The sequence below is a fragment of the Dehalococcoides mccartyi 195 genome, assembly GCF_000011905.1.
In the GTDB taxonomy this organism is placed as follows: Bacteria; Chloroflexota; Dehalococcoidia; order Dehalococcoidales; family Dehalococcoidaceae; genus Dehalococcoides; species Dehalococcoides mccartyi.
Map to the genome: position 1 here is coordinate 1,256,485 of NC_002936.3, position 21,213 is coordinate 1,277,697.

16 protein-coding genes and 1 pseudogene are annotated in these 21,213 nt (G+C 49.7%); 8 read left to right on the forward strand and 9 right to left on the reverse strand.

The features are described from left to right. Positions 1 to 5: 5 nt before the first annotated feature. The 3 genes from polA to DET_RS07135 form a co-directional block, all read right to left on the reverse strand. Positions 6 to 2,717 (reverse strand): DNA polymerase I, encoded by a 2,712-nt coding sequence (polA, locus tag DET_RS07125; RefSeq protein WP_010937077.1) that lies wholly within the window; start codon positions 2,715 to 2,717, stop codon positions 6 to 8. A gap of 66 nt (positions 2,718 to 2,783) precedes the next feature. Further along, positions 2,784 to 3,218 carry a rhodanese-like domain-containing protein gene (locus DET_RS07130; RefSeq protein WP_010937078.1) on the reverse strand — a complete coding sequence of 145 codons (435 nt, stop codon included), beginning with the start codon at positions 3,216 to 3,218 and terminating at the stop codon, positions 2,784 to 2,786. Between the two features lie 3 nt (positions 3,219 to 3,221). Continuing rightward, a complete protein-coding gene (locus tag DET_RS07135) occupies positions 3,222 to 3,800 on the reverse strand; it encodes a hypothetical protein (protein ID WP_010937079.1) in 579 nt (192 codons plus the stop codon). 479 nt (positions 3,801 to 4,279) lie between these two features. Between DET_RS07135 and argF the strand changes: the two genes are divergently transcribed. From argF to DET_RS07155, 4 genes are read left to right on the forward strand one after another with little or no spacing between them, the layout of a single operon-like run. Further along, positions 4,280 to 5,215, forward strand: a complete 936-nt coding sequence (gene argF, locus DET_RS07140; protein WP_010937080.1) for an ornithine carbamoyltransferase — start codon at positions 4,280 to 4,282, stop codon at positions 5,213 to 5,215. A gap of 15 nt (positions 5,216 to 5,230) precedes the next feature. Beyond that, positions 5,231 to 6,556, forward strand: a complete 1,326-nt coding sequence (gene der, locus DET_RS07145; RefSeq protein WP_010937081.1) for a ribosome biogenesis GTPase Der — start codon at positions 5,231 to 5,233, stop codon at positions 6,554 to 6,556. Next, positions 6,550 to 7,200 carry a glycerol-3-phosphate 1-O-acyltransferase PlsY gene (gene plsY / locus DET_RS07150; protein WP_010937082.1) on the forward strand — a complete coding sequence of 217 codons (651 nt, stop codon included), beginning with the start codon at positions 6,550 to 6,552 and terminating at the stop codon, positions 7,198 to 7,200. Before der ends, plsY begins: the two co-directional genes overlap by 7 nt. Positions 7,201 to 7,248: 48 nt before the next feature. Continuing rightward, on the forward strand, positions 7,249 to 8,328 hold the full coding sequence (locus DET_RS07155) for an NAD(P)H-dependent glycerol-3-phosphate dehydrogenase (RefSeq protein WP_010937083.1): 1,080 nt from the start codon (positions 7,249 to 7,251) through the stop codon (positions 8,326 to 8,328). A gap of 16 nt (positions 8,329 to 8,344) precedes the next feature. Here DET_RS07155 and dnaJ read toward each other — a convergent pair whose 3' ends face one another. From dnaJ to hrcA, 4 genes are all read right to left on the reverse strand, one after another. Further along, complete coding sequence (gene dnaJ / locus DET_RS07160) at positions 8,345 to 9,415, reverse strand: molecular chaperone DnaJ (protein ID WP_010937084.1); 1,071 nt, start codon at positions 9,413 to 9,415, stop codon at positions 8,345 to 8,347. Positions 9,416 to 9,567: 152 nt separating this feature from the next. Further along, complete coding sequence (gene dnaK, locus DET_RS07165) at positions 9,568 to 11,481, reverse strand: molecular chaperone DnaK (protein ID WP_010937085.1); 1,914 nt, start codon at positions 11,479 to 11,481, stop codon at positions 9,568 to 9,570. A 35-nt stretch (positions 11,482 to 11,516) separates the two neighbouring features. Then, entirely contained in the window at positions 11,517 to 12,080 is a 564-nt protein-coding gene (locus DET_RS07170) for a nucleotide exchange factor GrpE (RefSeq protein ID WP_010937086.1), read from the reverse strand. A gap of 46 nt (positions 12,081 to 12,126) precedes the next feature. Then, positions 12,127 to 13,164, reverse strand: a complete 1,038-nt coding sequence (gene hrcA, locus DET_RS07175) for a heat-inducible transcriptional repressor HrcA (protein ID WP_010937087.1) — start codon at positions 13,162 to 13,164, stop codon at positions 12,127 to 12,129. A 164-nt stretch (positions 13,165 to 13,328) separates the two neighbouring features. Between hrcA and DET_RS07180 the strand changes: the two genes are divergently transcribed. Genes DET_RS07180 through DET_RS08860 form a run of 4 tightly spaced genes read left to right on the forward strand, consistent with a single transcriptional unit; the run spans position 13,329 to position 16,253 of the window. Further along, complete coding sequence (locus DET_RS07180; RefSeq protein ID WP_010937088.1) at positions 13,329 to 13,961, forward strand: MBL fold metallo-hydrolase; 633 nt, start codon at positions 13,329 to 13,331, stop codon at positions 13,959 to 13,961. A 40-nt stretch (positions 13,962 to 14,001) separates the two neighbouring features. Then, positions 14,002 to 15,531, forward strand: coding sequence for a caspase family protein (locus DET_RS07185; RefSeq protein ID WP_010937089.1), 1,530 nt, complete (start codon positions 14,002 to 14,004; stop codon positions 15,529 to 15,531). Between the two features lie 43 nt (positions 15,532 to 15,574). Next, a complete protein-coding gene (locus tag DET_RS07190) occupies positions 15,575 to 16,072 on the forward strand; it encodes a ribonuclease H-like domain-containing protein (protein ID WP_010937090.1) in 498 nt (165 codons plus the stop codon). Positions 16,073 to 16,127: 55 nt separating this feature from the next. After that, positions 16,128 to 16,253, forward strand: coding sequence for a hypothetical protein (locus tag DET_RS08860; protein WP_257787741.1), 126 nt, complete (start codon positions 16,128 to 16,130; stop codon positions 16,251 to 16,253). Between the two features lie 324 nt (positions 16,254 to 16,577). On the opposite strand, the gene DET_RS07195 is transcribed toward DET_RS08860, so the two are convergent. Continuing rightward, positions 16,578 to 19,583, reverse strand: a complete 3,006-nt coding sequence (locus DET_RS07195; protein ID WP_010937093.1) for a fibronectin type III domain-containing protein — start codon at positions 19,581 to 19,583, stop codon at positions 16,578 to 16,580. A 273-nt stretch (positions 19,584 to 19,856) separates the two neighbouring features. Beyond that, positions 19,857 to 21,132 (reverse strand): annotated as a pseudogene (rho, locus tag DET_RS07200) (transcription termination factor Rho). Between the last annotated feature and the right edge of the window lie 81 nt (positions 21,133 to 21,213).

A 21,213-nucleotide genomic window follows, 5' to 3' on the forward strand; every position in this document is an offset into this window, starting at 1 on the left:
CAGTATTACTCCATATCTCCCCAGTTAGCCCCGGACTTAAGCTCAACCTTGAGCGGTATTTCAAAGGCAACTGCACCTGACATGGTTTCTACAAGCAAATCACTCATCCGCCCAAGCTCTGTCTTGGGTACTTCAAATATAAGCTCGTCATGCACCTGAAGAAGCAGGCGGCTTTTCAGCTTTTCTTCTTTAAGCTTTTCGTCCAGCCGGACCATAGCCAGCTTGATAATGTCAGCAGATGTCCCCTGTACCGGCATATTGATAGCCATACGCTCGGCTGATTCACGCAAAATACGGTTGGGTGAATTGATTTCCGGTATATAGCGGCGTCTGCCCAGCAGGGTTTCCACATAACCCTGAGTACGCACCTGCTGCTTAATCTCCGAGAAATAAACAGCCACCCGCGGATATTTTTCAAAATAGGCTTTTATAAATTTGTCGGCTTCTTCCAGCGAAAGCTCGGTAGCCTGTTCCAACCCGTAGCTGCTCATGCCGTATATCACCCCGAAATTTACCGTTTTAGCCAAGCGGCGTTGTTCTTTAGTCACCTTTGACGGGGGAATGTTCAGCAATCTGGCGGCGGTAGCGGTGTGAATATCCTGGTCACTTTGGAAAGCCTCTATCAGGGCGGGGTCCTGGGAAAGATGGGCCAGCACCCTGAGGTCTATTTGGGAGTAATCTCCCGCCAGCAGCACTGTGCCGGGAGGTGCAATAAATGCCCGCCGTATCTCCCTGCCCATTTCCCCCCTGACAGGTATGTTTTGCAAATTAGGCTCGGAAGAAGATAACCTGCCGGTAGCTGTACGGGTCTGATTAAAACTGGTATGCAGCCGCCGGGTATGCGGATTTACCATACGCGGCAGGGTATCCAGATAAGTAGATTTCAGCTTTACCAGCATACGGTATTCCAGTATCAGGTCTACAATACGGTGCTTGCCCTTCAGTTCTTCAAGCACCTCTGCCCCGGTGGAATAGCCGGTTTTGGTCTTTTTGATAACCGGCAGTTTCAGTTCGTCAAAGAGTATCCGCCCCAGCTGCTGAGGGGAGCCTATGTTAAAGTTATGCCCGGCCCGGGCATAGATATCTTCTTCCAGTTTAAATATCTGCCTGCCTGTCTTTTCAGCCATAGCCTTCAGCAAATCTGTATCCAGCATAATGCCGGTGCGTTCCATGCCCAGCAGTATGGGCAAAAGGGGCATTTCCACCCTGGCAAATAAATCCATCAGCCTGGTTTCGGCAAGCTGGGCGGCAAAGATACCTTTGAGGCGGAAAGTGTAATCAGCCGCAAGCTGAGCCGCTTCTGAAAGCTGAACCTCGCTGAAACTGGCTTTTTTACCGTTTCGGGTCAGTATATTTTCAATATCCGCAATCTCTATGCCGAAATGCTCAAAGACAAGGTCTTTGATAGCCAGATTTTTTTCACCCAGAAGATGGGCGGCAATCATTGTATCAAAATCCAGCCCTTTTACTGCCTGCCCGGCAGATAAAAGCAAATTCATAAGGTACTTGGCGTTATGGGCGGTTTTACTTATTTTTTCATCACCAAGCAGAGCTGCCAAGCCGGAATGCCCTTCGGCGGCAAACATCTGCCCTTCTGAAGCACTGCCGATAAACTCAGCGGGTACAAAACAGGCATCACCCGCCGCACTTGAAAGTGCCAGTGCCGTCAGGCGGGCATCCATAGCTTCTTCGGGAGTACCCGAAACCGCCAGCGCCAGCTCTTTGGCATTTGCCAGGCGGCTTACAATACTGTCTATATTTTGGCTGTCTGCCACCATATAGCGGGTCTCAACCTTTGAAGCAACAGCGAACATATCCGGCGTACCCTGAAGCTGGTTTTCCCCTCCCGGCAGGCGGTCAATCAGCCTGAAAAACTCCAGCTCACGGAATAGGTCTACCACTTTCTGGCGGTTATAGTGCTCTGCCCGGCATTCCTCAATACTGAAATCAAGCGGTAAATCGCACACGATAGTAGTCAGTATTTTACTGTCACGGGCTACTTCGGCATTGTCTGCCAGCTTTTTCTGAAGACCGGGCGGGCTTATTTTATCCAGATTTTTATAAATATCTTCTATGCCGCCGTACTCTTCTATAAGTTTCTGGGCGGTTTTCGGGCCTATGCCGGGTACTCCGGGGATATTGTCAGAAGGGTCACCCATAAGGGCTTTGTAATCAGCAATATGCTCCGGCCCCAGACCGTATTTTGCCCTTACCGCCACCTCGTCATACAAACTGGTGCTGGCAAAAGAACCTGCCGGACCGGGATACAAAATGCGGATATCCGGCCCGACCAGCTGCATAGAGTCTGCGTCCCCGGAGGCTATAATAACCTCCATACCTGCGGCAGCGGCTCTGGTTGCCAGCGTACCCAGCACATCATCAGCCTCAAAGCCGCTCTGTTCGTATACCGGCATATTAAAAGCATCTACAATCTGGCGTACCCGCCCCAGCTGGCTGACCAGTTCGTCAGGCATGGGCGGACGCTGGGCTTTGTATGCTTTGAACATTTCATGGCGGAAGGTTGGGCCTTTTCTGTCAAAGGATATGGCATAACAATCCGGTTTAAGGTCTGTTAAGACTTTAATCAGTATGGAGGCGAAACCAAAAGCGGCACCCACTACTTCACCTGTTTTGCGGATGGCAAGCGGAGGAAGTACATGATATGCCCGGTGAACAAGGTTAGTGCCGTCAAAGAGGACTATTACAGGTTTATTCATAAACACATTATAGCAGATGAGGCCAAAATGGGTTCAGGTATTTTAGCCGCTGTTAAGAAGCCTGAGCTAGGTTTCCAGCGGCAGTCCGCCGGATATCCAGGCGTTTATTCCGCCCTGCATGTTATATATAGCGGCAAAGCCGTTATCCAGCATAAGCCGGGCAGCGGAAGCAGAACGGTTGCCTGTACGGCAGTAAACGAGGTAAGTCTTGGTTTTATCAAAGGCCGAAAGAGAAGCTTCAAAGGAAGCGTAATAATCCAGATTTACCGCACCCGGAATATGCCCCTGAGCATACTCAGACGGGGTACGCACATCTAAAATAATAAAATCCGCAGAGACCGCATTCCGGTCTATAAGGGCTTTGGCTTCGGCAACAGATATATTCTGTACAGCGGGCAGATTTGCATCATCAACAGCGGAACCAGTATCACAGCCTGTCAACACCCCGCAAAATGTGAGTAACAATGCCAATACGGCAATCAGATTACGTTTTGATGGCACAGATTAAACACCGATAAAATTCGGCTGGAGCTTGACTCCGGAATAATCTGACATGGTCTGCAGGCAGGTTTCTTCACGCTGGGTAATCCAGGTGGATACACTGGTCAGCCCGAAATCAGACATCTGGCAGAAAGTAACCATCAGCTCATTACAATAGCTGTAGTAGCGCGAAGAACGGTTATCAAAACTGACATGGCCCGTATCAGCCATTTGCTCTATAAGCGAACGCAGTTTCAGGCGGTTATAATAGGCCGCCCGCATACCGGCCAATATGCCGTCAAAGAAAAGCTGGGCGCGGAAGTTCACCATCTGGCCTTCATTATTGAAAACCACATCAAAAGAGCCGCCGGTGGCACCGGATTCTTTAAACTGAAAAACCTTTTGTTCATAACCTATGGGCAGAGGCGGAGCAAGCTCCGGCAGGCGCACTTCCGGAGTTTCGGTGATATCGGTCAGGCTTTCACCGCCAAACCGGCGGATTATATCCTGAGGAGACTGAAAAGCAGCGTAGTCACCCAAAACTTCTGACACAAGTGTAAGGTAAGACAGTGATTCTTTTGGGTCATACTGACGCAGTCTCATACTTCCTCCAGCCTTTTTCGGGTAAAGCTAAGCGAAACAGTCATAAAATATATCAGACGGATACGTCTATTTTTTCTCTAAAAACGTATCCGGCAACCACCGCCAACTAACCGCCATTTATTTGTAAGGCCAAAGAGAATCTCTAAGGAGTAACTCCCCCGGTTTTGCCCAAGCCAAATACCGGACAAAACATACCTATCCTTTACATAGCTGTCTCAGATGATATGTACATTATAATACCCCTTGTGAACAGGGTGTCAAGTGCAACCCAAGGCAAGGGCTCCGGCAGAGACTTTCACGAAGCAACCACCCCAACCAGTCAGAGTGCCTGCCCTGACACACCTATCTATACTATACCATATATTAGTTGTTTGTATAACTATTTGCTACAAAAAGACCCTCTCCCGCCCGGTCATTAAAGTATCCAGATAAACACTTTAATGCTATAATTAAGGGTAATTGTGTGCCGGAGGCGAAAAGTGAACACCAAGGACCTGCTGTCTATTTCAGACCTTTCCCCTGACGATATCGGGCGTCTGCTTTCAGATGCCATTGAACTTAAAGCCAGGGGCTGGAACAGCTGTCTTTCCGGTAAAACTCTGGCTCTGGTCTTTGAAAAACCCTCCCTGCGTACCCGGGTCAGCTTTGAGCTGGCCATGAAGCAGCTGGGCGGGGAAGCACTGTATCTTTCACCGGCTGAGGTAGGTTTGGGCAAACGCGAACCGGTGGCTGACGTGGCCAGAGTGCTAGCCCGTTTTGTAGACGTTATCGCCTGCCGCACCTTCGGGCATGATACCCTGGTACAGCTGGCAAAATATGCCGATATACCTGTTATAAACGCCCTTTCAGACTTGGAGCACCCCTGCCAGGCACTGGCGGATATCCTGACCATTTACGAGAAAAAGGGCGAACTCAAGGGGCTTAATCTGGCTTACATAGGTGATGGCAACAACTGTGCCAACAGCCTTTTGCTGGCCTGCGCCATGACGGGAATAAACTGCCGCTTGGCTTCACCCGAAGGCTATCTGGTAGACAAGGCCATATTTGCTAAGGCCAAAGCTTACGCAGAAGACAGCGGGGCTGAACTATACAGCGGGACAGACCTTAAGGCCGCCCTCCGCGGGGCTGACGTAATCTATACAGATGTCTGGACCAGTATGGGACAGGAAGCTGAAACTGAAAAACGCCTTAAGGATTTTGCGGGTTTTCAGGTGAATGCCAAGCTGGTTTCCATGGCTGATAAAGATGCCATCATTATGCACCCTCTGCCGGCTCATTACGGTGAAGAGGTTGACCGGGAAATACTGGAATGCCCTCAGTCTGTTATCTTTGACCAGGCCGAAAACCGGCTGCATGCCCAAAAGGCGGTACTAAGAGATATGCTGGGTGGACTGGAGATAGGCGGCAGGCACTAAGCGGCCGTGAAATATATGAATAATACTACCCCTATTATTGCCATTGTGGGGCGGCAGAACGTGGGTAAATCCACCCTGCTTAACCGCCTTGCCCATAAGAATCTGGCCATTACCGAAGACCTGCCCGGTACTACCCGTGACCGTTTGTTTACGACTGTAAGCTGGCTGGACCGCCGGCTGATTATGGTGGATACCGGCGGGCTTGACCCGGATCTTGAGAGCATTATCGGCCAGCAGGTAAATATCCAGATAAGTCTGGCCATAAAAGAAGCCGATCTGGTACTTTTGGTAGTAGACGTAAAAGCCGGGCTGATTACACCTGACTACGAAATGGCAGATATTATCCGCCGCACCGGTAAACCGGTAATACTGGTGGCCAATAAAGCCGACAACCTGAAAATGGGCCAGGAAGCCGCTGAATTTTACAGCCTGGGCTTTGGCGAACCTTCGGTTATCAGTGCCTTCCACGGCAGCGGCATTTCAGACCTGATGGACCGGGTGCTGGAAGAACTGCCTGACCAGCCCATTGCCACCCCAGAAGAGGACAATTCGGTTAAGCTGGCACTTGTGGGAAGAACCAATGTAGGTAAATCCACCCTGCTTAATACCTTTATGGGACAGGAACGCTCTATAGTAAGCAATATACCCGGTACTACCAGAGATGCTATTGACACACCTCTTAACTTTAATGGTACTAATGTGTTACTTATAGATACTGCAGGGATAAGACGGCGCGGTAAAGTTGAGAGCGGTGTTGAAAAATACAGCGTACTCAGAGCCTTAAAAGCTGTAGACCGGGCAGACATAGTACTGCTGGTTATGGATACTGAAGAGCTGGTGACCGCTCAGGACACCCACATTGCCGGATATGTCCGGGATACCGCCAAGGGTATTATAATTATCCTGAATAAATGGGATCTGGGTAAAGGCCAGGACAAAGCTGAAGTGACACAGACTATCCAGAGTAGATTTAAGTTTTTGGATTACGCTCCGATATTGTTTGTTTCAGGCAAAACCGGGCGTGGTGTTGATACTATTATCCCCATGGCGCTGAAAGTTCAGGAAGAGCGCAACAAACGTATTCCCACTGCCAAGGTAAACAGCGTGGTCACCGAAGCCCTCTCTGCCCATACCCCGCCCCATCAGGGCAAAACCCAGCTGAAAATCTATTACGCCACCCAGGCAGACACCAATCCGCCTTCATTTGTGTTTTTCGTCAATAACCCTAAACTGGTTCATTTTTCGTATGAACGCTTTATTGAAAACCGTCTCAGGGAGTCTTTCGGATTTTTCGGTACCCCAATCCGTTTAACTTTTAAAGCCCGAGGTGAAAAATGTTAATTGCCAAGCTTCTGCTTGTTGTTATAGTAAGTTATCTCCTGGGTTCAATCCCCTTTGGGTATTTAGTCAGCCACCGCGGTTCCAAAATAGATATCCGCAGTTACGGCAGCGGACGCACCGGAGCTACCAATGTCCTGAGAACCATGGGCAGGAAAGCTGCTTTGCTGGTAGCCGCTTTAGACGTAGTCAAAGGAGTTTCAGCCGTGGCTTTTGCCGGGCTGGTCATAGGCACGGAAGCGCTTACTTTCGGGACTAACGGCATGGCTATTTTATTCGCCCAGGTGCTGGCCGGGCTGGCGGCTGTTGCCGGGCATATCTGGCCTGTGTTCCTTAAATTCCGCGGCGGCCGCGGTGTGGCTACCTTCTTCGGGGGCATGATTGCCCTGTGTCCGGTGGCGGCCATATTCGGCGGTGAAGTACTGATAATAGGTGCCGGGCTTTCCGGTTTTGCTTCGCTGGGCTCTATAACCGGGGTAGTGGGGGCATATGCCTTGCTGATACCCCTTACATTTATCAGCGGTTTCCCCACCGAGTATATAGTTTATGCAGTTTTAGGTTCGCTTCTAATTACCATCATGCACCGCGATAATATTAAACGGCTTTTAGCGGGTAAAGAACGCAAGCTCAACGAAAAATCCCGTTAAACACCCCTTGTCTAAAACCAATCCGGCATTAGAAAGCTTAGGTTTTTCATGTCTAAAGTTTGTATTATAGGCACTACTACCTGGGGCATTACCCTGGGTACGGTCATAGCCCATAAAGGGCGCGAAGTAATGCTCTGGGCACGCACCGAGGACGAAGCCGCACTTCTCTCAGCCCAGCGCCGTCCGGCTGATTTTTTGCCGGAAGATTATTATTTCCCCGAATACCTGAACGTAACCGCCAGTTTGGAGGAAGCCCTATCCGGAGCAGACATGGTTCTTATGGCTGTGCCTTCCCAGCGGATGCGCCCCAATATACGGCTGGCTGCACCTTTGCTGACTAAAAACATGCTGGTCTGCAGCGCCTCCAAGGGGCTGGAAATAGGTACTGCCAAGCGTATGAGCCAGGTAATTGCCGACGAGATTTCCCCGGATTTTTCCCAGAATATATGTGTTCTTTCGGGGCCGAATCTGGCTATGGAAATACTAAAGGGGCTGCCGGCTGTAACTGTACTGGCTGCCGATACTGAAAAGACGGCTAAAAAAGCCGCCAAACTGGTAACCGCCAGTAACTTTTGCGCTTACACCAATACGGATATCATAGGGGTGGAGCTGGGCGGCTCACTCAAGAATATTATCGCTCTGGGGGCAGGCATAGCGGACGGGCTGAGCTTCGGCAACAATGCCAAGAGCGCCCTGATTACCCGCGGCCTTACCGAGATTTCCGCCCTGGGGGCGGCTTTGGGGGCAAACCCTCTGACATTTTCGGGTCTGGCCGGACTGGGTGACCTGATTGCCACCTGTTCCAGCAACCTGTCACGCAACCATTTTGTGGGGGTGGAATTAACCAAAGGCCGCAGCCTGAATGACATTATGTACAGCATGAGCAATGTAGCCGAAGGTGTTTCCACTACCGCAGTAGCCTATGAGCTGGCCCGCTCTATGGATTTGGAAATGCCGGTAACCGAAAACATTTACAACGTGCTTTATAATAACGCAGACCCGAAGGAAGCCGCCAGAAAACTGATGGCTGCCCAGGCTGCCCATGAACTGGCCGGACGCAAGTGGGATTTGTTTAAAATGTTCCGCAGGCGCAGAACCCGCAAAACACCTGAACTTAATCCGGATTAGAAAACTTAAAGACCGGCTACTTTTTATCCTCGGCGAAAGACTTCTCCAGCTCCTCAAAGAGCTGTTTCTGTTTACGGCTGAGCTTCTCAGGAGTAACAACGTTCAGGTGCACCATTTCGTCACCGCTGCCAAAGCGGTTCAGATGGGGAATACCCTTGCCCTTCAGCACAAAGTACTTGCCGTTCTGACTGCCTGACGGAATTTTCAGCTTGTGAGAGGTGCTAAGCCCCGGCACATTTACTTCAGTGCCCAAAGCCGCCTGGGCAAAATTTATCTCAAGTTCATAAATAACATCATCACCGTCACGTTTGAAATCCGCATGTGAGGCAATGCTTACGTTTATATACACATCACCGGCGGAAGCGCCCTTATCACCTACACCGCCGTAGCCGTTAAGGCGTATCTGGTTGCCGTCTGCCACCCCGGCAGGTATCTTTACCTGAACAGTCCGCTTGACATATTCTTTACCGGTACCCCGGCACTTGGCACAGGGTTCGCCGATGATAGTCCCCTCACCCCGGCATTTGGGACAGGGGGTTACGCTGGTAAAACGCCCGAAAACACTCTTTTGCACCTGATAAACCTGCCCGGTACCGTTACAGTTGGTACATTTTACAAGTGAAGTGCCGGCTTTAGCTCCCGTACCGCTGCACTCAGAGCAGTATTCAAGCCTTTCGGTGGTAATTTCTTTTTCAACCCCGGTTGCGGCTTCTTCAAGAGTTATCCGTATATCATAAGACATATCCGGCCCGCGGCGGGGGCCGCGCTTGGCACTCTGGGTAGCACCGCCAAAAAATGTCTCAAAAATACTGCCCAAACCGCCGAAATCAAAGTTTTCAAAGCCGCCCTGACCAAAGGCATCTGATCCGGCGCTGAAACCAAACCGGTCATAGGCCGCCCTTTTTTCGGGATTGGAAAGGACTTCGTAGGCTTCGTTTATTTCTTTGAATTTTTCGGCAGCGCCATCCTCGTGGTTACGGTCAGGATGATGCTTCATAGCCATCTTGCGGAAGGCCTTTTTTATATCTTCGTCAGAAGCGCTGCGTTCAATACCCAGTACTTCGTAATAATCTCTTTTATTTGCCATAGTTTATCATTATAACCTAAAACTTTATTTTATAGAAATAAGACAGTTCAAATGAAATATGTTTTTGCTTACCAAATATCTGCTGGGAAAAGGGTGGGAGGGGGCATTACACCCCCTCCCAAAGGCCGCAGAATCAAATTCCCGGCCTTTATTTAAACTTCGCGGAATTCTCCCTCTACCGTGCCTTCGTCGTCATTCTTTTTGCCTTCTGCCGAAGGTTCTTCCTGAGCGGGAGCGCCCTGCTCCTGCTGCTGGCCGTAAACGGCACTGCCTACGCTTTGAAGAGCGGTGGAAAGTTCCTGAGTAGTTGTCTTGATAGCGTCCACATCAGTACCCTGAAGGGCAGTGCGGACGGCCGCTATCTTACTTTCCAGTTCGGTATTCAGTTCGGCCGGTATCTTGTCCTTATTGTCACGCAGGGTCTTTTCGGCATTGTAAGCCAGATTATCCGCCACATTCCGGGCTTCTATCTCTTCCTTGCGTTTGCTATCTTCAGCGGCATGGGCTTCCGCCTCACGGGTCATCTTTTCAACCTCTTCCTTGGAAAGGCCGGAGGAAGCGGTGATAGTTATCTTCTGTTCACGCCCGGTGCCTTTATCCTTGGCTTTGACGGAAAGTATACCGTTGGCATCAATGTCAAAGGTAACCTCTATCTGGGGGACGCCGCGGGGGGCGGGCAAAATGCCGTCCAGCATAAAGCGGCCCAGAGTGCGGTTATCGGCCGCCATGGGGCGTTCGCCCTGCAGGACATGGATTTCTACGCTGGGCTGGTTGTCAGCCGCAGTGGAAAATACCTGGCTCTTGGAAGTGGGAATGGTAGTATTGCGGGTAATAAGAGCGGTAGATACACCGCCAAGGGTCTCAATACCCAAAGTCAGGGGGATAACATCCAGCAGGAGTACGTCACTGACTTCACCCTTGAGTACGCCGGCCTGAATGGCAGCACCGATAGCTACCACCTCGTCAGGGTTTACACCCTTGTTAGGTTCTTTGCCGAAAAACTCTTTGACCTTCTGCTGTACCAGCGGCATACGGGTCTGTCCGCCTACCAGAATAACCTCGTTGATTTCAGAAGCAGTCTTGCCCGAATCTTTCAAAGCCTGGCGGCAGGGCTCAAGGCTCTTGTCTACAAGGTCCATTACCATCTGCTCCAGTTTGGCACGGGTAAGGATAATATTTAAGTGCTTGGGCCCTGAAGCATCTGCGGTGATAAAGGGCAAATTTATCTCTGCCTGCTGAACAGTGGAAAGCTCTATCTTGGCCTTTTCAGCCGCCTCTTTCAGACGCTGCAAAGCAGTTTTATCTTTAGAAAGGTCAATGCCCTGGTCTTTCTTATATTCGGCTATAAGCCAGTCAATAATCTTCTGGTCAAAATCATCACCGCCCAGATGGGTATCACCGGCGGTGGATTTTACCTGGAAAGTGCCTTCGCCCAGTTCCAGTATGGAAATATCAAAGGTACCGCCGCCCAAATCATAAACGGCGATAGTTTCATCTTTCTTCTTGTCCAGACCGTATGCCAGAGCAGCGGCGGTGGGTTCGTTGATAATCCGCAGGACTTTCAGCCCGGCAATAGCCCCGGCGTCTTTGGTGGCCTGGCGCTGGGCATCGTTAAAATAAGCCGGTACGGTAATAACCGCTTCGGTTACCTTTTCGCCCAGGTAGGCTTCCGCATCTGATTTAAGTTTCTGCAAAATCATGGCGGAAACTTCGGGAGGGCTGAAATCCTTGTCACCCATAACCACCCGGACTTCATTATTGTTACCCTGAATAACCTTGTAAGGTTTGCGTTTGGCATCTGCCTCAACCGGCAGCTCACGCCCGGCGGGTTCGCCCCATTTGCGTCCCATAAAACGCTTGATGGAATAAACCGTGTTTTCAGGGTTCAAAATAGCCTGATTTTTAGCCTGACGGCCAACAATGCGTTCGCCGTTTTTGTTTACTGCCACTACCGAAGGAATAAGGGTGCTGCCTTCGGCAGAGGGAATAACTACCGGTTCGCCGCCCTGCATGACGGCAACTTCACTGTTTGTAGTACCAAGATCTATACCAACTACTTTAGCCATTTGTGTTTCGTTCCTCCTTGTTTACTTAAAGAAATTTATCTCATGTCCGAATCAGACCGGCAGGGCTGGTTTCCGTTACCTACCACTACCAGAGATGTTCTAAGTACCTTATCCCCTACCGTATAACCCCGGCGGGCTTCGTGCAGAATAATGCCTTCCGGCCCGTCTTCACAGGCAACCGCCTCATGCAGGCGGGAATCAAACGGCTCACCGGCCGCCGGAATAGCTTTGACACCCTGATTGTCCAGTATAGCCTGAAACTTGCGGACTATCAGGTCCAGCCCCTCCACAAAAGGGTGTCCGGCAATATCCGCCGGAACAGATGCCAAAGCCCGCTCCAAATCATCCAGCACCGGCAAAACCAGCATAAAAGCATTGCCTCTGGCCATATCACTCTGGACGTTTCTTTCCTGCTCTATATACCTTTTGTAGTTTACAAACTCGGCTCTGGCCCTCTTCAGGTTGTCCAGATATTCTTCTGAACGTTTCTTTTCGGCGGCCAGCTGGGCAGTCAGGCTGTCTGCCTGAGTATCAGCTTTAACCTGGGTATCTTCAGGGTGTTCATTTCCTTCTTTATCATACATTTTTTTATCTGTCATAATCCCTTCCTAACTTAAAAATGTACTATATGCCCTAAAGGCACTGCTATTCATCTTTACCGCCTGGCGGTTTGCCGTAGAGTTCGGCCACCAGAGTACTCATAACCAGAGACAGGTAACTGACCGCTGACAATGCCCTTTCATAGGCCATACGGGTGGGGCCTATCACCCCGATAGTCCCCACCGCCTCGTCCGGTATGCCGTACTGGCTGACTATCAGACTGTAATCACGTATTTCGGCGGAGGCATTTTCCTGGCCGATATATACCTGCACCCCCCGGTTAAAAGGCGAGGGCGGGGCAATCATCTTGGAAAGCTTTTTCTGCTCCAGCAGCTGCATTATCTCCTGAACCCGTTGGTTCTGGTGGAATTCGGGCTGCTCCAGCATATAATGCAGCCCGTCAAAGAAAGGTTCGCGGCTTTCCTGCTCGTCCTCACCCCGCATCATCTTTATCAGGCTGTCCTTGACCTTCAGTTCATCCGGGTTAAGGTTAAGCGTTTTCTGCTCTATCTGGAAACGGGTCAGCCCGGCATAGGCGTCATTTAGGCGGTTTGATATAAGGGTGAGTTCCGGCTGGGAAACGGTATTTTCAAAGTTTATAAGCTGCTGCTTTACCTTAGCCCCGCGCAGTATCAGAACTACCAGTACCAGATTATCCTGTAAGCTGACCAGCTCTATATGATGGACCTTGCCCTGTGTCTGGCGAGGCATGGTAACAACCGCCATACTCTGGACACGCTGGGAAAGGACAGCCACAGTCAGATTCAGCCACTCCTCCATCTCTTTTTCCACCTGATGAAAAAGATGGCGGATAAGAAACTTGTCATTAGTCGGCAGTTCCACATCTTTAAGGGATTCCACATAATAGCGGTAACCCTTGTCTGCCGGAATACTGCCGGCGGAATGATGGGGACGCAGGATATAACCCTCGGTTTCCAGCCGCACAACTTCGTTGCGGATAGTGGCCGAACAGATATCCAGGCCACAATCCTCCAGTATGGAAGATGACGATACCGGCACCGCTTTGGTTATGTACTGCCTGACTATAGAACGCAGTATTATCTCTGCCCTGGGTGTTAGCACTCTTGCTACCTCGTTAGCACTCTATTAGCTTGTTTGCTAATACAGGTATAATTTAGCATGACTGCCAACCACTGTCAAGGGTAAATTATGCCCCCTCTCCGGCTGCCAATAAAGTGACCGGCTTCAATTGACCCTCTGAAAGGGGTCTGATATAATTCACCCATATGGAAATAAAATGGTTAGGCCACTCGTGCTTTCGCCTTAAAGGCAAAAATACTACTGTAATTACTGACCCGTTCCCTTCCAGCCTGGGGTTTGCTATGGGCAAACAAAGTGCCGAGGTAGTTACCGTAAGCCATGCTCATGCCAATCATTCGTTTACCTCAGCTATTGACGGCAACCCCCATATTGTAAGCGGCCCCGGCGAATACGAAATCGGGGACGTTATCATCTTGGGTCTTTCCACTTTTCATGATGACGCCAAGGGCAGCGAACTGGGCAAAAACACCATTTACCAGATGGAGATAGATGACTTGTCCATTTGCCATCTGGGTGATATAGGCCAGGGATTGACTGACAGCCAGATTGAAGAGCTGGGACGGGTGGATATCCTCCTTTTGCCTGTTGGCGGTGGCAATACTGTCAGCCCGGGCAAAGCCGCTGAGATAATGCGCAAGCTGGAACCGTCTATCGTCATTCCCATGCACTTCCAGAGTGATTTATCCACCAGTTCACTTTTGCCTATAGGCCAGTTTCTAAAAGAAATAGGTATAAGTAGTCTTGAACCCCAATCTAAGCTGAATATCACCAGAGGCAATTTGCCTGTAACCACTCAGGTTATGTTACTGCAGCCCTGAAACCCGGAAAACAAGAGCTGCGCGGAAGGATAAGCGCTGAATGCACTGCCTGAAACGGATTGCTATTTCCGCCATTCTGGCTTTGGGGCTTTTGGCAGGCCTCCTGCCCCAAACACCGCTTAGTGCTGCCTCCACCCATGAATACTGGGCGGTAGTAGTGGGCATTTCGGATTACCAGAAAATTACAGATGTATCAGGCTTGGCCAACGGCGCCCAAAAATTCGCAGCTTCCCTAAAGCAAGCTTGGGGCGATGACCATGTAAAGCTGCTGACCAACAGCAACGCTGATAAATCTTCTATAAAGTCCGCCCTGGACTGGATGATAGGCCAGGAAGATGACAATGATACAGTGGTCTTTTTCTTTGCCGGACACGGTGACAGCCAATCATATATAGCCCCTTATGACGCTTATTATGTTTCGGAATGGATTTCAAGCCAGGAGCTTTCCAACTGGCTCGCGCCGCTGGAATCCCATTATCAGGCTGTAATACTGGAATCCTGCTATTCGGCCGGATTTGCTGATGATTTAAACCAAACCGGGCGGGTAGTTCTCTATTCGTCACTGGCAGAAGAAGTCTCCTGGGCAGACGGGGACAGCGGCCTTTTTTCCGGATACATAAATGACGGTCTCAGCTATGTGCCGAATGCGGACATAAACGGTGACGGTCTGATATCTCTGGAAGAGCTCTTCTTCTATGCCCAGCCCCGCACTACAAATGAGTCCCGCTTAGCTTTATCTCTGCAGCATCCCTTCCTGTCAGACGGCATAGGCGGAGAGCTTAGCCTTATCGGCAAGCTGCTTCTGACCACCTCCATACCTATAAGCGGCAACTATAACTACATAATAGTAGACGGCCAAACCTATTCACTCAGCTACACGCAATTAAATTTCACTCCCGGTACTACCCATGAGATTACCGCTTTGAACATAGATGCCCTGCCAGGGGTGCGTTATTTTTTCAATAGCTGGGCAGACGGGGTTACCTCTGCCAGCCGTTCATTTGTCAGCGGGGCTAACCTTGAGGCAGTTTATTCCCGCCAGTATCTTTTAACAATAGACTCCCCTACCACCGCAGTCAGCGGCAGCGGATGGTATGACCAGTACACCTTTGCCAACCTTTCAGCCCCGGATATAGAAGAAGGCGGTATCCGTTATACATTTACCGGCTGGAGCGGTGATATAACAGGACCTTTTGACAGTACCCGTATTGTGATGGACAAGCCCAAAACTGTAAAAGCGAACTATGATATTGAATACCTGCTGAATTTGTCTTCCCCGTACGGCACACCTGAAGGCAGCGGCTGGTATGCCGCCGGCAGCACAGTGAAACTAAGCGCACCTAAAGCGGAAGGCTTTTTAATCCGCCAGGTATTTGAAAGCTGGAGCGGAGACTATACCGGTACAAATGCCAATGCTGTTATCACCCTTAACAAACCCCTGAATATCTCCGCCAATTTCAAGGCAGACTATACTTTCCTGTATATTGCCATTGGACTGGGGGCAATTGTGATTGGCTGGATAATACTGGCCGTATCCAGACGCCGGAAAATCTATTACAATACTATCTGACAATATTCCCTGTTTTTTGAGAAAAGGATAATACAAAGCCCGCATGGAAGCATATTTAGATATTGAAACAACCGGCCTTTCGCCTTATCAGTCAGAACTTACAGTTATAGGTATCCATCTGGTAAACGGAGACTCTATACCGGGCCTTATCCAGCTGGTAGGTAAAGAATGCACCGCCGAAAACGTGATGGCTTCTTTAGCAGGTACAGACATACTCTATACCTACAACGGCAAGGGGTTTGACCTGCCGTTCATTCACCGAAAACTGGGTATAGACCTCAGCCGCCATTTCAACCACCGTGACCTCATGTTTGACTGCTGGGACAAAAACCTTAAAGGCGGGCTGAAAAAAGTGGAATGCCAGCTGGGTATCTCACGTGAGCTTACCGAAGTAAACGGTTATATAGCCGTTCAGCTATGGTGGAGTTATATAAATAACTTTGATACCCGGGCACTAAAAACATTGCTGGCCTACAACCGGGAAGATGTAGTAAACCTTAAAACCCTTAAAGACATGCTATTGAATAACTGCACCTATTGACTGGCGGGTTAGTCCTAACTATAATCTTCTAAAATGTATTTATGGAGGCGTTTAGATGGAATGGTATGAAATCCTTCTTATTGTGGTTGTACTCTGGGCGGTAATTCACACTTACATGGATATGCAGATTAAGAAACAGGTGGAAAAACTCCAGAAAGAGTTTGATTCCCACAAGCACTAATCAGTTTTTATTTTTTGACTAAAGGGCCGGAGGAATCCGGCCTTTCTTTATTTCGGCAAACTTCATAACAGGCTATTATCCCCACCCCCCAGTACGCCGTTTCAGCCATTTTCCGGCACTTTACAGCTAAATTCCTTTTGTCTGCCAGGCATTGCCCAGTTTCTGACTGTAAGCCCCCAGGACGAACCGGCTATTATTATGTAAATTTACAGCCCAAAAAGTTTAGACCGTCCTAAAAATCCTTAAAATAGAAGAGCCCCCCGTTTCCGGGGGGCTCTTTTTGGTTACTTTAGGACTGTTAGTCCTTTTTCACTTTGTAGTTTATTAGACTACGCGGCGAGTGCGAACAATCAGGACGATTACGGCGATAGTCAGTACAGCACCGACAGCCACAATCAGCCAGATGTAGGCAGGAATTTCAGCCTGGGGTACTTCTAAGGTGATGTCCGGAGGATTATTTACTTCAACCGCAGCGGCATCAGCCTTAACAGTAGTGAATACAGCCGGGAACCATTCGCTGGTGCTGTTGGCGGTATTGACGCGAACTCTCCAGTAGTAGCTGGCGGAGTTGTCAAGAGTGCCGTCATAAGCCCAGTAATTGGTGGTCAGGTTCTTGGTAGCCAAAACCTTGGTAGCATCAGCGAAGGTAGGATCGGTGCTGAGAATAAGGTCATAGCTTACAGCAGTAGAAACTGAATCCCAGGCGAATACGGGGTTAACGGGTACGTTTGAAGCACCGTTGGTGGGCATCAGGTTAAAGTTGTAGGTCAGTTTTTCGGGCTGGGTGGAGACTGAAGCAGTACCCACGAAGCTCATGACCGGATCAACAGCCCAGACGCTTATCTGATAAACGGTGTCTTCGTCAAGACCAGTTACTTTAAGGGTAGTAGCGGTAGTTTCAGTACCAGTAGTGGTACCGTAAGCAACCTTAACAGCAGTAGCAGCATCGGTAACTATTATATAGTAACCAACGGTTACATTGCTGTTATCAACATTCAGAGCGTCCCAAGTGATAGTGAAACCTTCAGTAGTAACCTTAGTGGTCTGAACGTTGGCTACGGGTACAGCCATCTTGTCGGTGTAAACATACAGTTCGTCATCAAAGATACCGTAAAGCATGTTAGCACCGGGGGCGGCAATACCAATCAGTTTGTATGCATCACTGGCAGTAGTAGGAGCAGGAATAATACCAGCTTTGTAGGAAGTACCAACATTGGTGATACGGATCAGGTTGTCCCAATCACCATCCAGTACATACAGGACATTTCCGCCGGAAGCAATACCGGAGAAGATGCCTACACCCTCATCAACATCAGCATAGCTGCCGCTGTCAAAGGTATTGCCAGTGGTAACAACGTTATCAATCTGGATCCAGGCAGGAGCGGTAGCAGCGAAGTCATATTTGTAAGCGCCGCCATTGCTGCTGGTCAGATAGACAACATCATTGCTGCCGTTCTGGAAGGTTACAAGAGAAGTACCAGAAATTGCAACAGCGGTAGGAGTGCTCCAGGTAACGCCACCATCGGTGGATCTTGAAATGCTGCCATTTGAACCGCCAACTACCAGGGTAGAACCGTCAGTTGAAACGGCAAATGAGGTAACAGTGCCAACAGCACAGGCGCGGCCAAACCAGAAAACACCATTGGTGCTGGTCTGGTAAACCTTGCCTGAACCACCAACCAGAACAGTGTTGGCATTGGAAACGAACCAGGAATTGATAGTAACACCACCGTCAACAGTGGTAATGCTGCTTACCTGAGCGGTAAAGGTCTGGCCGTTATCCAGTGAACGCCAGATAGTAGTACCGCCGAGGTCAGCTACAAATACAGCGTCACCAGCGGGTGAAACGGCAACATCAATGTAGCCGCTCTCAGAAACCATGGAGGTTGAGAAAACGCGCTCGTAAACGCCATTGGTCAAACGCCAGACGCTGCCTTCAACATAGTCATAGGTGACTATGAAGAGGTTGCCGGCAATGTTGTCAATTTCGGTAATAGCCTGGCTCATCATGGAAATCTGATTCCAGGTTTTGCCGAAGTCAGCAGTGTAGGAAACACCACAATCCCAACCACCGGTACCAGCAAGAGCTTTACCGGAAGTGGCAAAGTCAGCCAAAGCCAAAACGGTTACTTCCGCATTATACCAGCCATCATTACCAGTGGGAGCTTTGCTGGTCTTGGCGAAGGTAAGGCCGTCAGCAGAATACCAGGTGCTGGGGACATCAGTGGCAGTGCTAAGGTAACCGCCGATAATCAGTTTGGCAGTGCCAACACCACCGGCGCCGTCAATGTCAGATACTTCGGTTTCAGAGCCAAGACCGCTGACGTTAAGGTCAATGGTCTTGTCAGCGCCGCCGTACCACAGGTAGACGTCACCCTGTCCACTGAAGGTGGCAAGGGCAAGCCAAGCCTGGAACTTGCCGGAGGTCAGGCTGGAGCTGAAGTCAGCGGGCAGCCAGAGTTCGGCATGATAAGGCGTAGCAATGATGGTAACATTGTCCTGCATAACCTCTGCATCTTTGCAGAGAGCAGTCTGGTTCCACTGATTGCCGAAATATTTGGCGGTAATGACAGTTTTGCTAGAATTATTGGTGGCAACTGCAAGAACGCCCTGTTTGGTAGCAAAATCAGTGGGGTCTACCACTACATCCCAAACGCTGCAAGCGGTCCAAGCAGAAGCGCGCTGAGAATCAATGTCGAGGTCAGACCAGGGCATACCGAAAGCGGTTTCCTGGCACATATATACGCCGTTGCCACTATCAGTGCCGCCAAAAACGGCAGTGCCGACAAAGACGTATTTGTTAGCGCCGGCATAACCGATGTCAAGGGTGACAATCAGGTTAGTGCCAGAAATGGGAGGGGTAGCCCAAGCATTGGCGGTAGCCCAAGTAAATACGTTGGACAGATAATTCCAGGTAGCACCGCCATCTTTGGAGGTGAAGATATCCCTACCATCGGTGAAATAGAGTTCATTGACATTCACGGAGGAAGCAACGAAATCATAGATAATTCCACCAGTTACAGTCGGGATAGTCAGTTTTTTCCAAGTGCGGCCAGCATCAGTAGATTTGAAGATAGCGGCTGCACCGTCATATTCGGCAGTGGCATAGACAGCAGATTTATCTGCGTTCCATTCCAAAATGCCGATGTTGTCAAACCGGTCACCGGGAGCACTTACTACATAGCCGCCGGTTGAGCCGGAGCCGGGCAGGGAGATTTTGCTCCAAGCCTGGTTGGCAGCAGCTACGGGGGTAGCGACTGTGAACATGGAAAGAACCATGGCAGCAGTCAGGACTACGCCCAGCACTTTACTTATTTTTGTCTTAAACATCGACCTATAAATTTCCTTTTAAACTTATTTTATGCAAATGTCTTCATATTATATATGTACACATGAAGACCAAGAGTGGTCCAATTCAGCATCAATCAAAGACGCTTTCCCTTGCGGGTGCATTCCAATACCACCACCTCCTTTCATGGTTTAACCTATCTTATATAATAACACAGCCTGTCAATAGTTTACGGGCATTTTAACTTAATTTGGCTGAAAGTACTATAGTTTTCAGGTACTTTACGTTCAAAAATATTTTTTATCCCTTTTGGTTTACATTTCTTTCTGGAGGTTAGCCAGGAAGTCAGCATTATTCTTGGAGCGGCGCAGGCGGTCCAGCACGCGCTCGTTAACCTCTGTATAGTGGTTGGCGTCATCAGCGATGATAGCCACCATCCTCCGCAAAAGCTGTACCTGCTTGTAGTTTTCACCCAGCAGGAGTTCCTCACGGCGGGTGCTTGAACGGGAGATGTCCAGGGCAGGGAAGACACGGCGTTCGGCCAGGCGGCGCTCCAGATGAAGTTCCATGTTGCCGGTGCCTTTGAATTCTTCGTAAATAAGGTCATCCATGCGGCTGCCGGTTTCTACCAGACAGGTGGCAATGATGGTAAGCGAACCGCCCTCTTCGGTATTGCGGGCAGCCCCGAAGAATTTCTTGGCGGGGTGGAGGGCGACCGGGTCAATACCGCCAGAAAGGGTGCGGCCTGATGAAGGCATGGCCAGATTGTAGGCACGGGTAAGGCGGGTAATACCGTCCAGCAGGATAAAGACGTCTTTGCCGCTTTCCACCATACGCTTTGCCCGTTCCAGTGCCAGTTCGGCTACCCGGGTCTGGTTTTCCACCGGTTCGTCAAAGGTGGCGGCCATAACTTCACCCCGTACGTGGCGGCGCATATCGGTTACTTCCTCAGGGCGTTCACCTATAAGGACTACCATTATATGTATATCGTTATAATTGGTAGCGGTTGCATTGGCTATATTTTTCAAAATGGTGGTCTTGCCGGCTTTGGGCGGGGAAACGATAAGGCCGCGCTGTCCCCGGCCGATGGGGGCTATCAGGTTTATAAGGCGGGTGGCAAGTTCGTGCGGCGTAGTTTCCAGGTTTATAAGGCGGTCAGGGAAAGTGGGAACTAAAGCACCAAAATTGGGGCGGCGTTTGGCCATTTCAGGGTTAAGGTCATTGATGGCTTCCACCCGCAGAAGACTGTAATATTTTTCACCCGGCTTGGCAGGGCGTCCCTGCCCTATTACCATGTCACCGGTACGAAGACCGAAACGGCGGTATCTGGGACTGAGACACATATATGTCTGACGAACTGGGCAGTAAAGATGCCTGGCGCAGAAAGCCGTATCCGTCCGGCATTATTTCCAGAATACCCGAACAGAATACATTCCCCTGTGATTCGGTATACACCTGAATAAGGCGCATCACCAAATCCTGCTTTTTAAGGGCAGTAACCCCGTTTACACCCATTTCCTTGGCAATATCCAGAAGCTCTTCACGAGTCTTCTTCTCAAGTTCACTCAGCTCAAATTGCCCGATTTCCATTGTGTCTCACCCCCTATCTACAACGAGTTATCTGTATTTTAGTTTCTATATATAAAGGAAGCACCTGTGATAAACAACCTT

Excerpts from the sequence above, each read along its gene's own strand:
- polA (WP_010937077.1), bottom strand. The coding sequence starts at position 2,717 with ATGAATAAACCTGTAATAGTCCTCTTTGACGGCACTAACCTTGTTCAC.
- DET_RS07135 (WP_010937079.1), bottom strand. The coding sequence starts at position 3,800 with ATGAGACTGCGTCAGTATGACCCAAAAGAATCACTGTCTTACCTTACA.
- der (WP_010937081.1), top strand. The coding sequence starts at position 5,231 with ATGAATAATACTACCCCTATTATTGCCATTGTGGGGCGGCAGAACGTG.
- plsY (WP_010937082.1), top strand. The coding sequence starts at position 6,550 with ATGTTAATTGCCAAGCTTCTGCTTGTTGTTATAGTAAGTTATCTCCTG.
- DET_RS07155 (WP_010937083.1), top strand. The coding sequence starts at position 7,249 with ATGTCTAAAGTTTGTATTATAGGCACTACTACCTGGGGCATTACCCTG.
- dnaJ (WP_010937084.1), bottom strand. The coding sequence starts at position 9,415 with ATGGCAAATAAAAGAGATTATTACGAAGTACTGGGTATTGAACGCAGC.
- dnaK (WP_010937085.1), bottom strand. The coding sequence starts at position 11,481 with ATGGCTAAAGTAGTTGGTATAGATCTTGGTACTACAAACAGTGAAGTT.
- DET_RS07170 (WP_010937086.1), bottom strand. The coding sequence starts at position 12,080 with ATGACAGATAAAAAAATGTATGATAAAGAAGGAAATGAACACCCTGAA.
- DET_RS07180 (WP_010937088.1), top strand. The coding sequence starts at position 13,329 with ATGGAAATAAAATGGTTAGGCCACTCGTGCTTTCGCCTTAAAGGCAAA.
- DET_RS07185 (WP_010937089.1), top strand. The coding sequence starts at position 14,002 with ATGCACTGCCTGAAACGGATTGCTATTTCCGCCATTCTGGCTTTGGGG.
- DET_RS07190 (WP_010937090.1), top strand. The coding sequence starts at position 15,575 with ATGGAAGCATATTTAGATATTGAAACAACCGGCCTTTCGCCTTATCAG.
- DET_RS08860 (WP_257787741.1), top strand. The coding sequence starts at position 16,128 with ATGGAATGGTATGAAATCCTTCTTATTGTGGTTGTACTCTGGGCGGTA.
- DET_RS07195 (WP_010937093.1), bottom strand. The coding sequence starts at position 19,583 with ATGTTTAAGACAAAAATAAGTAAAGTGCTGGGCGTAGTCCTGACTGCT.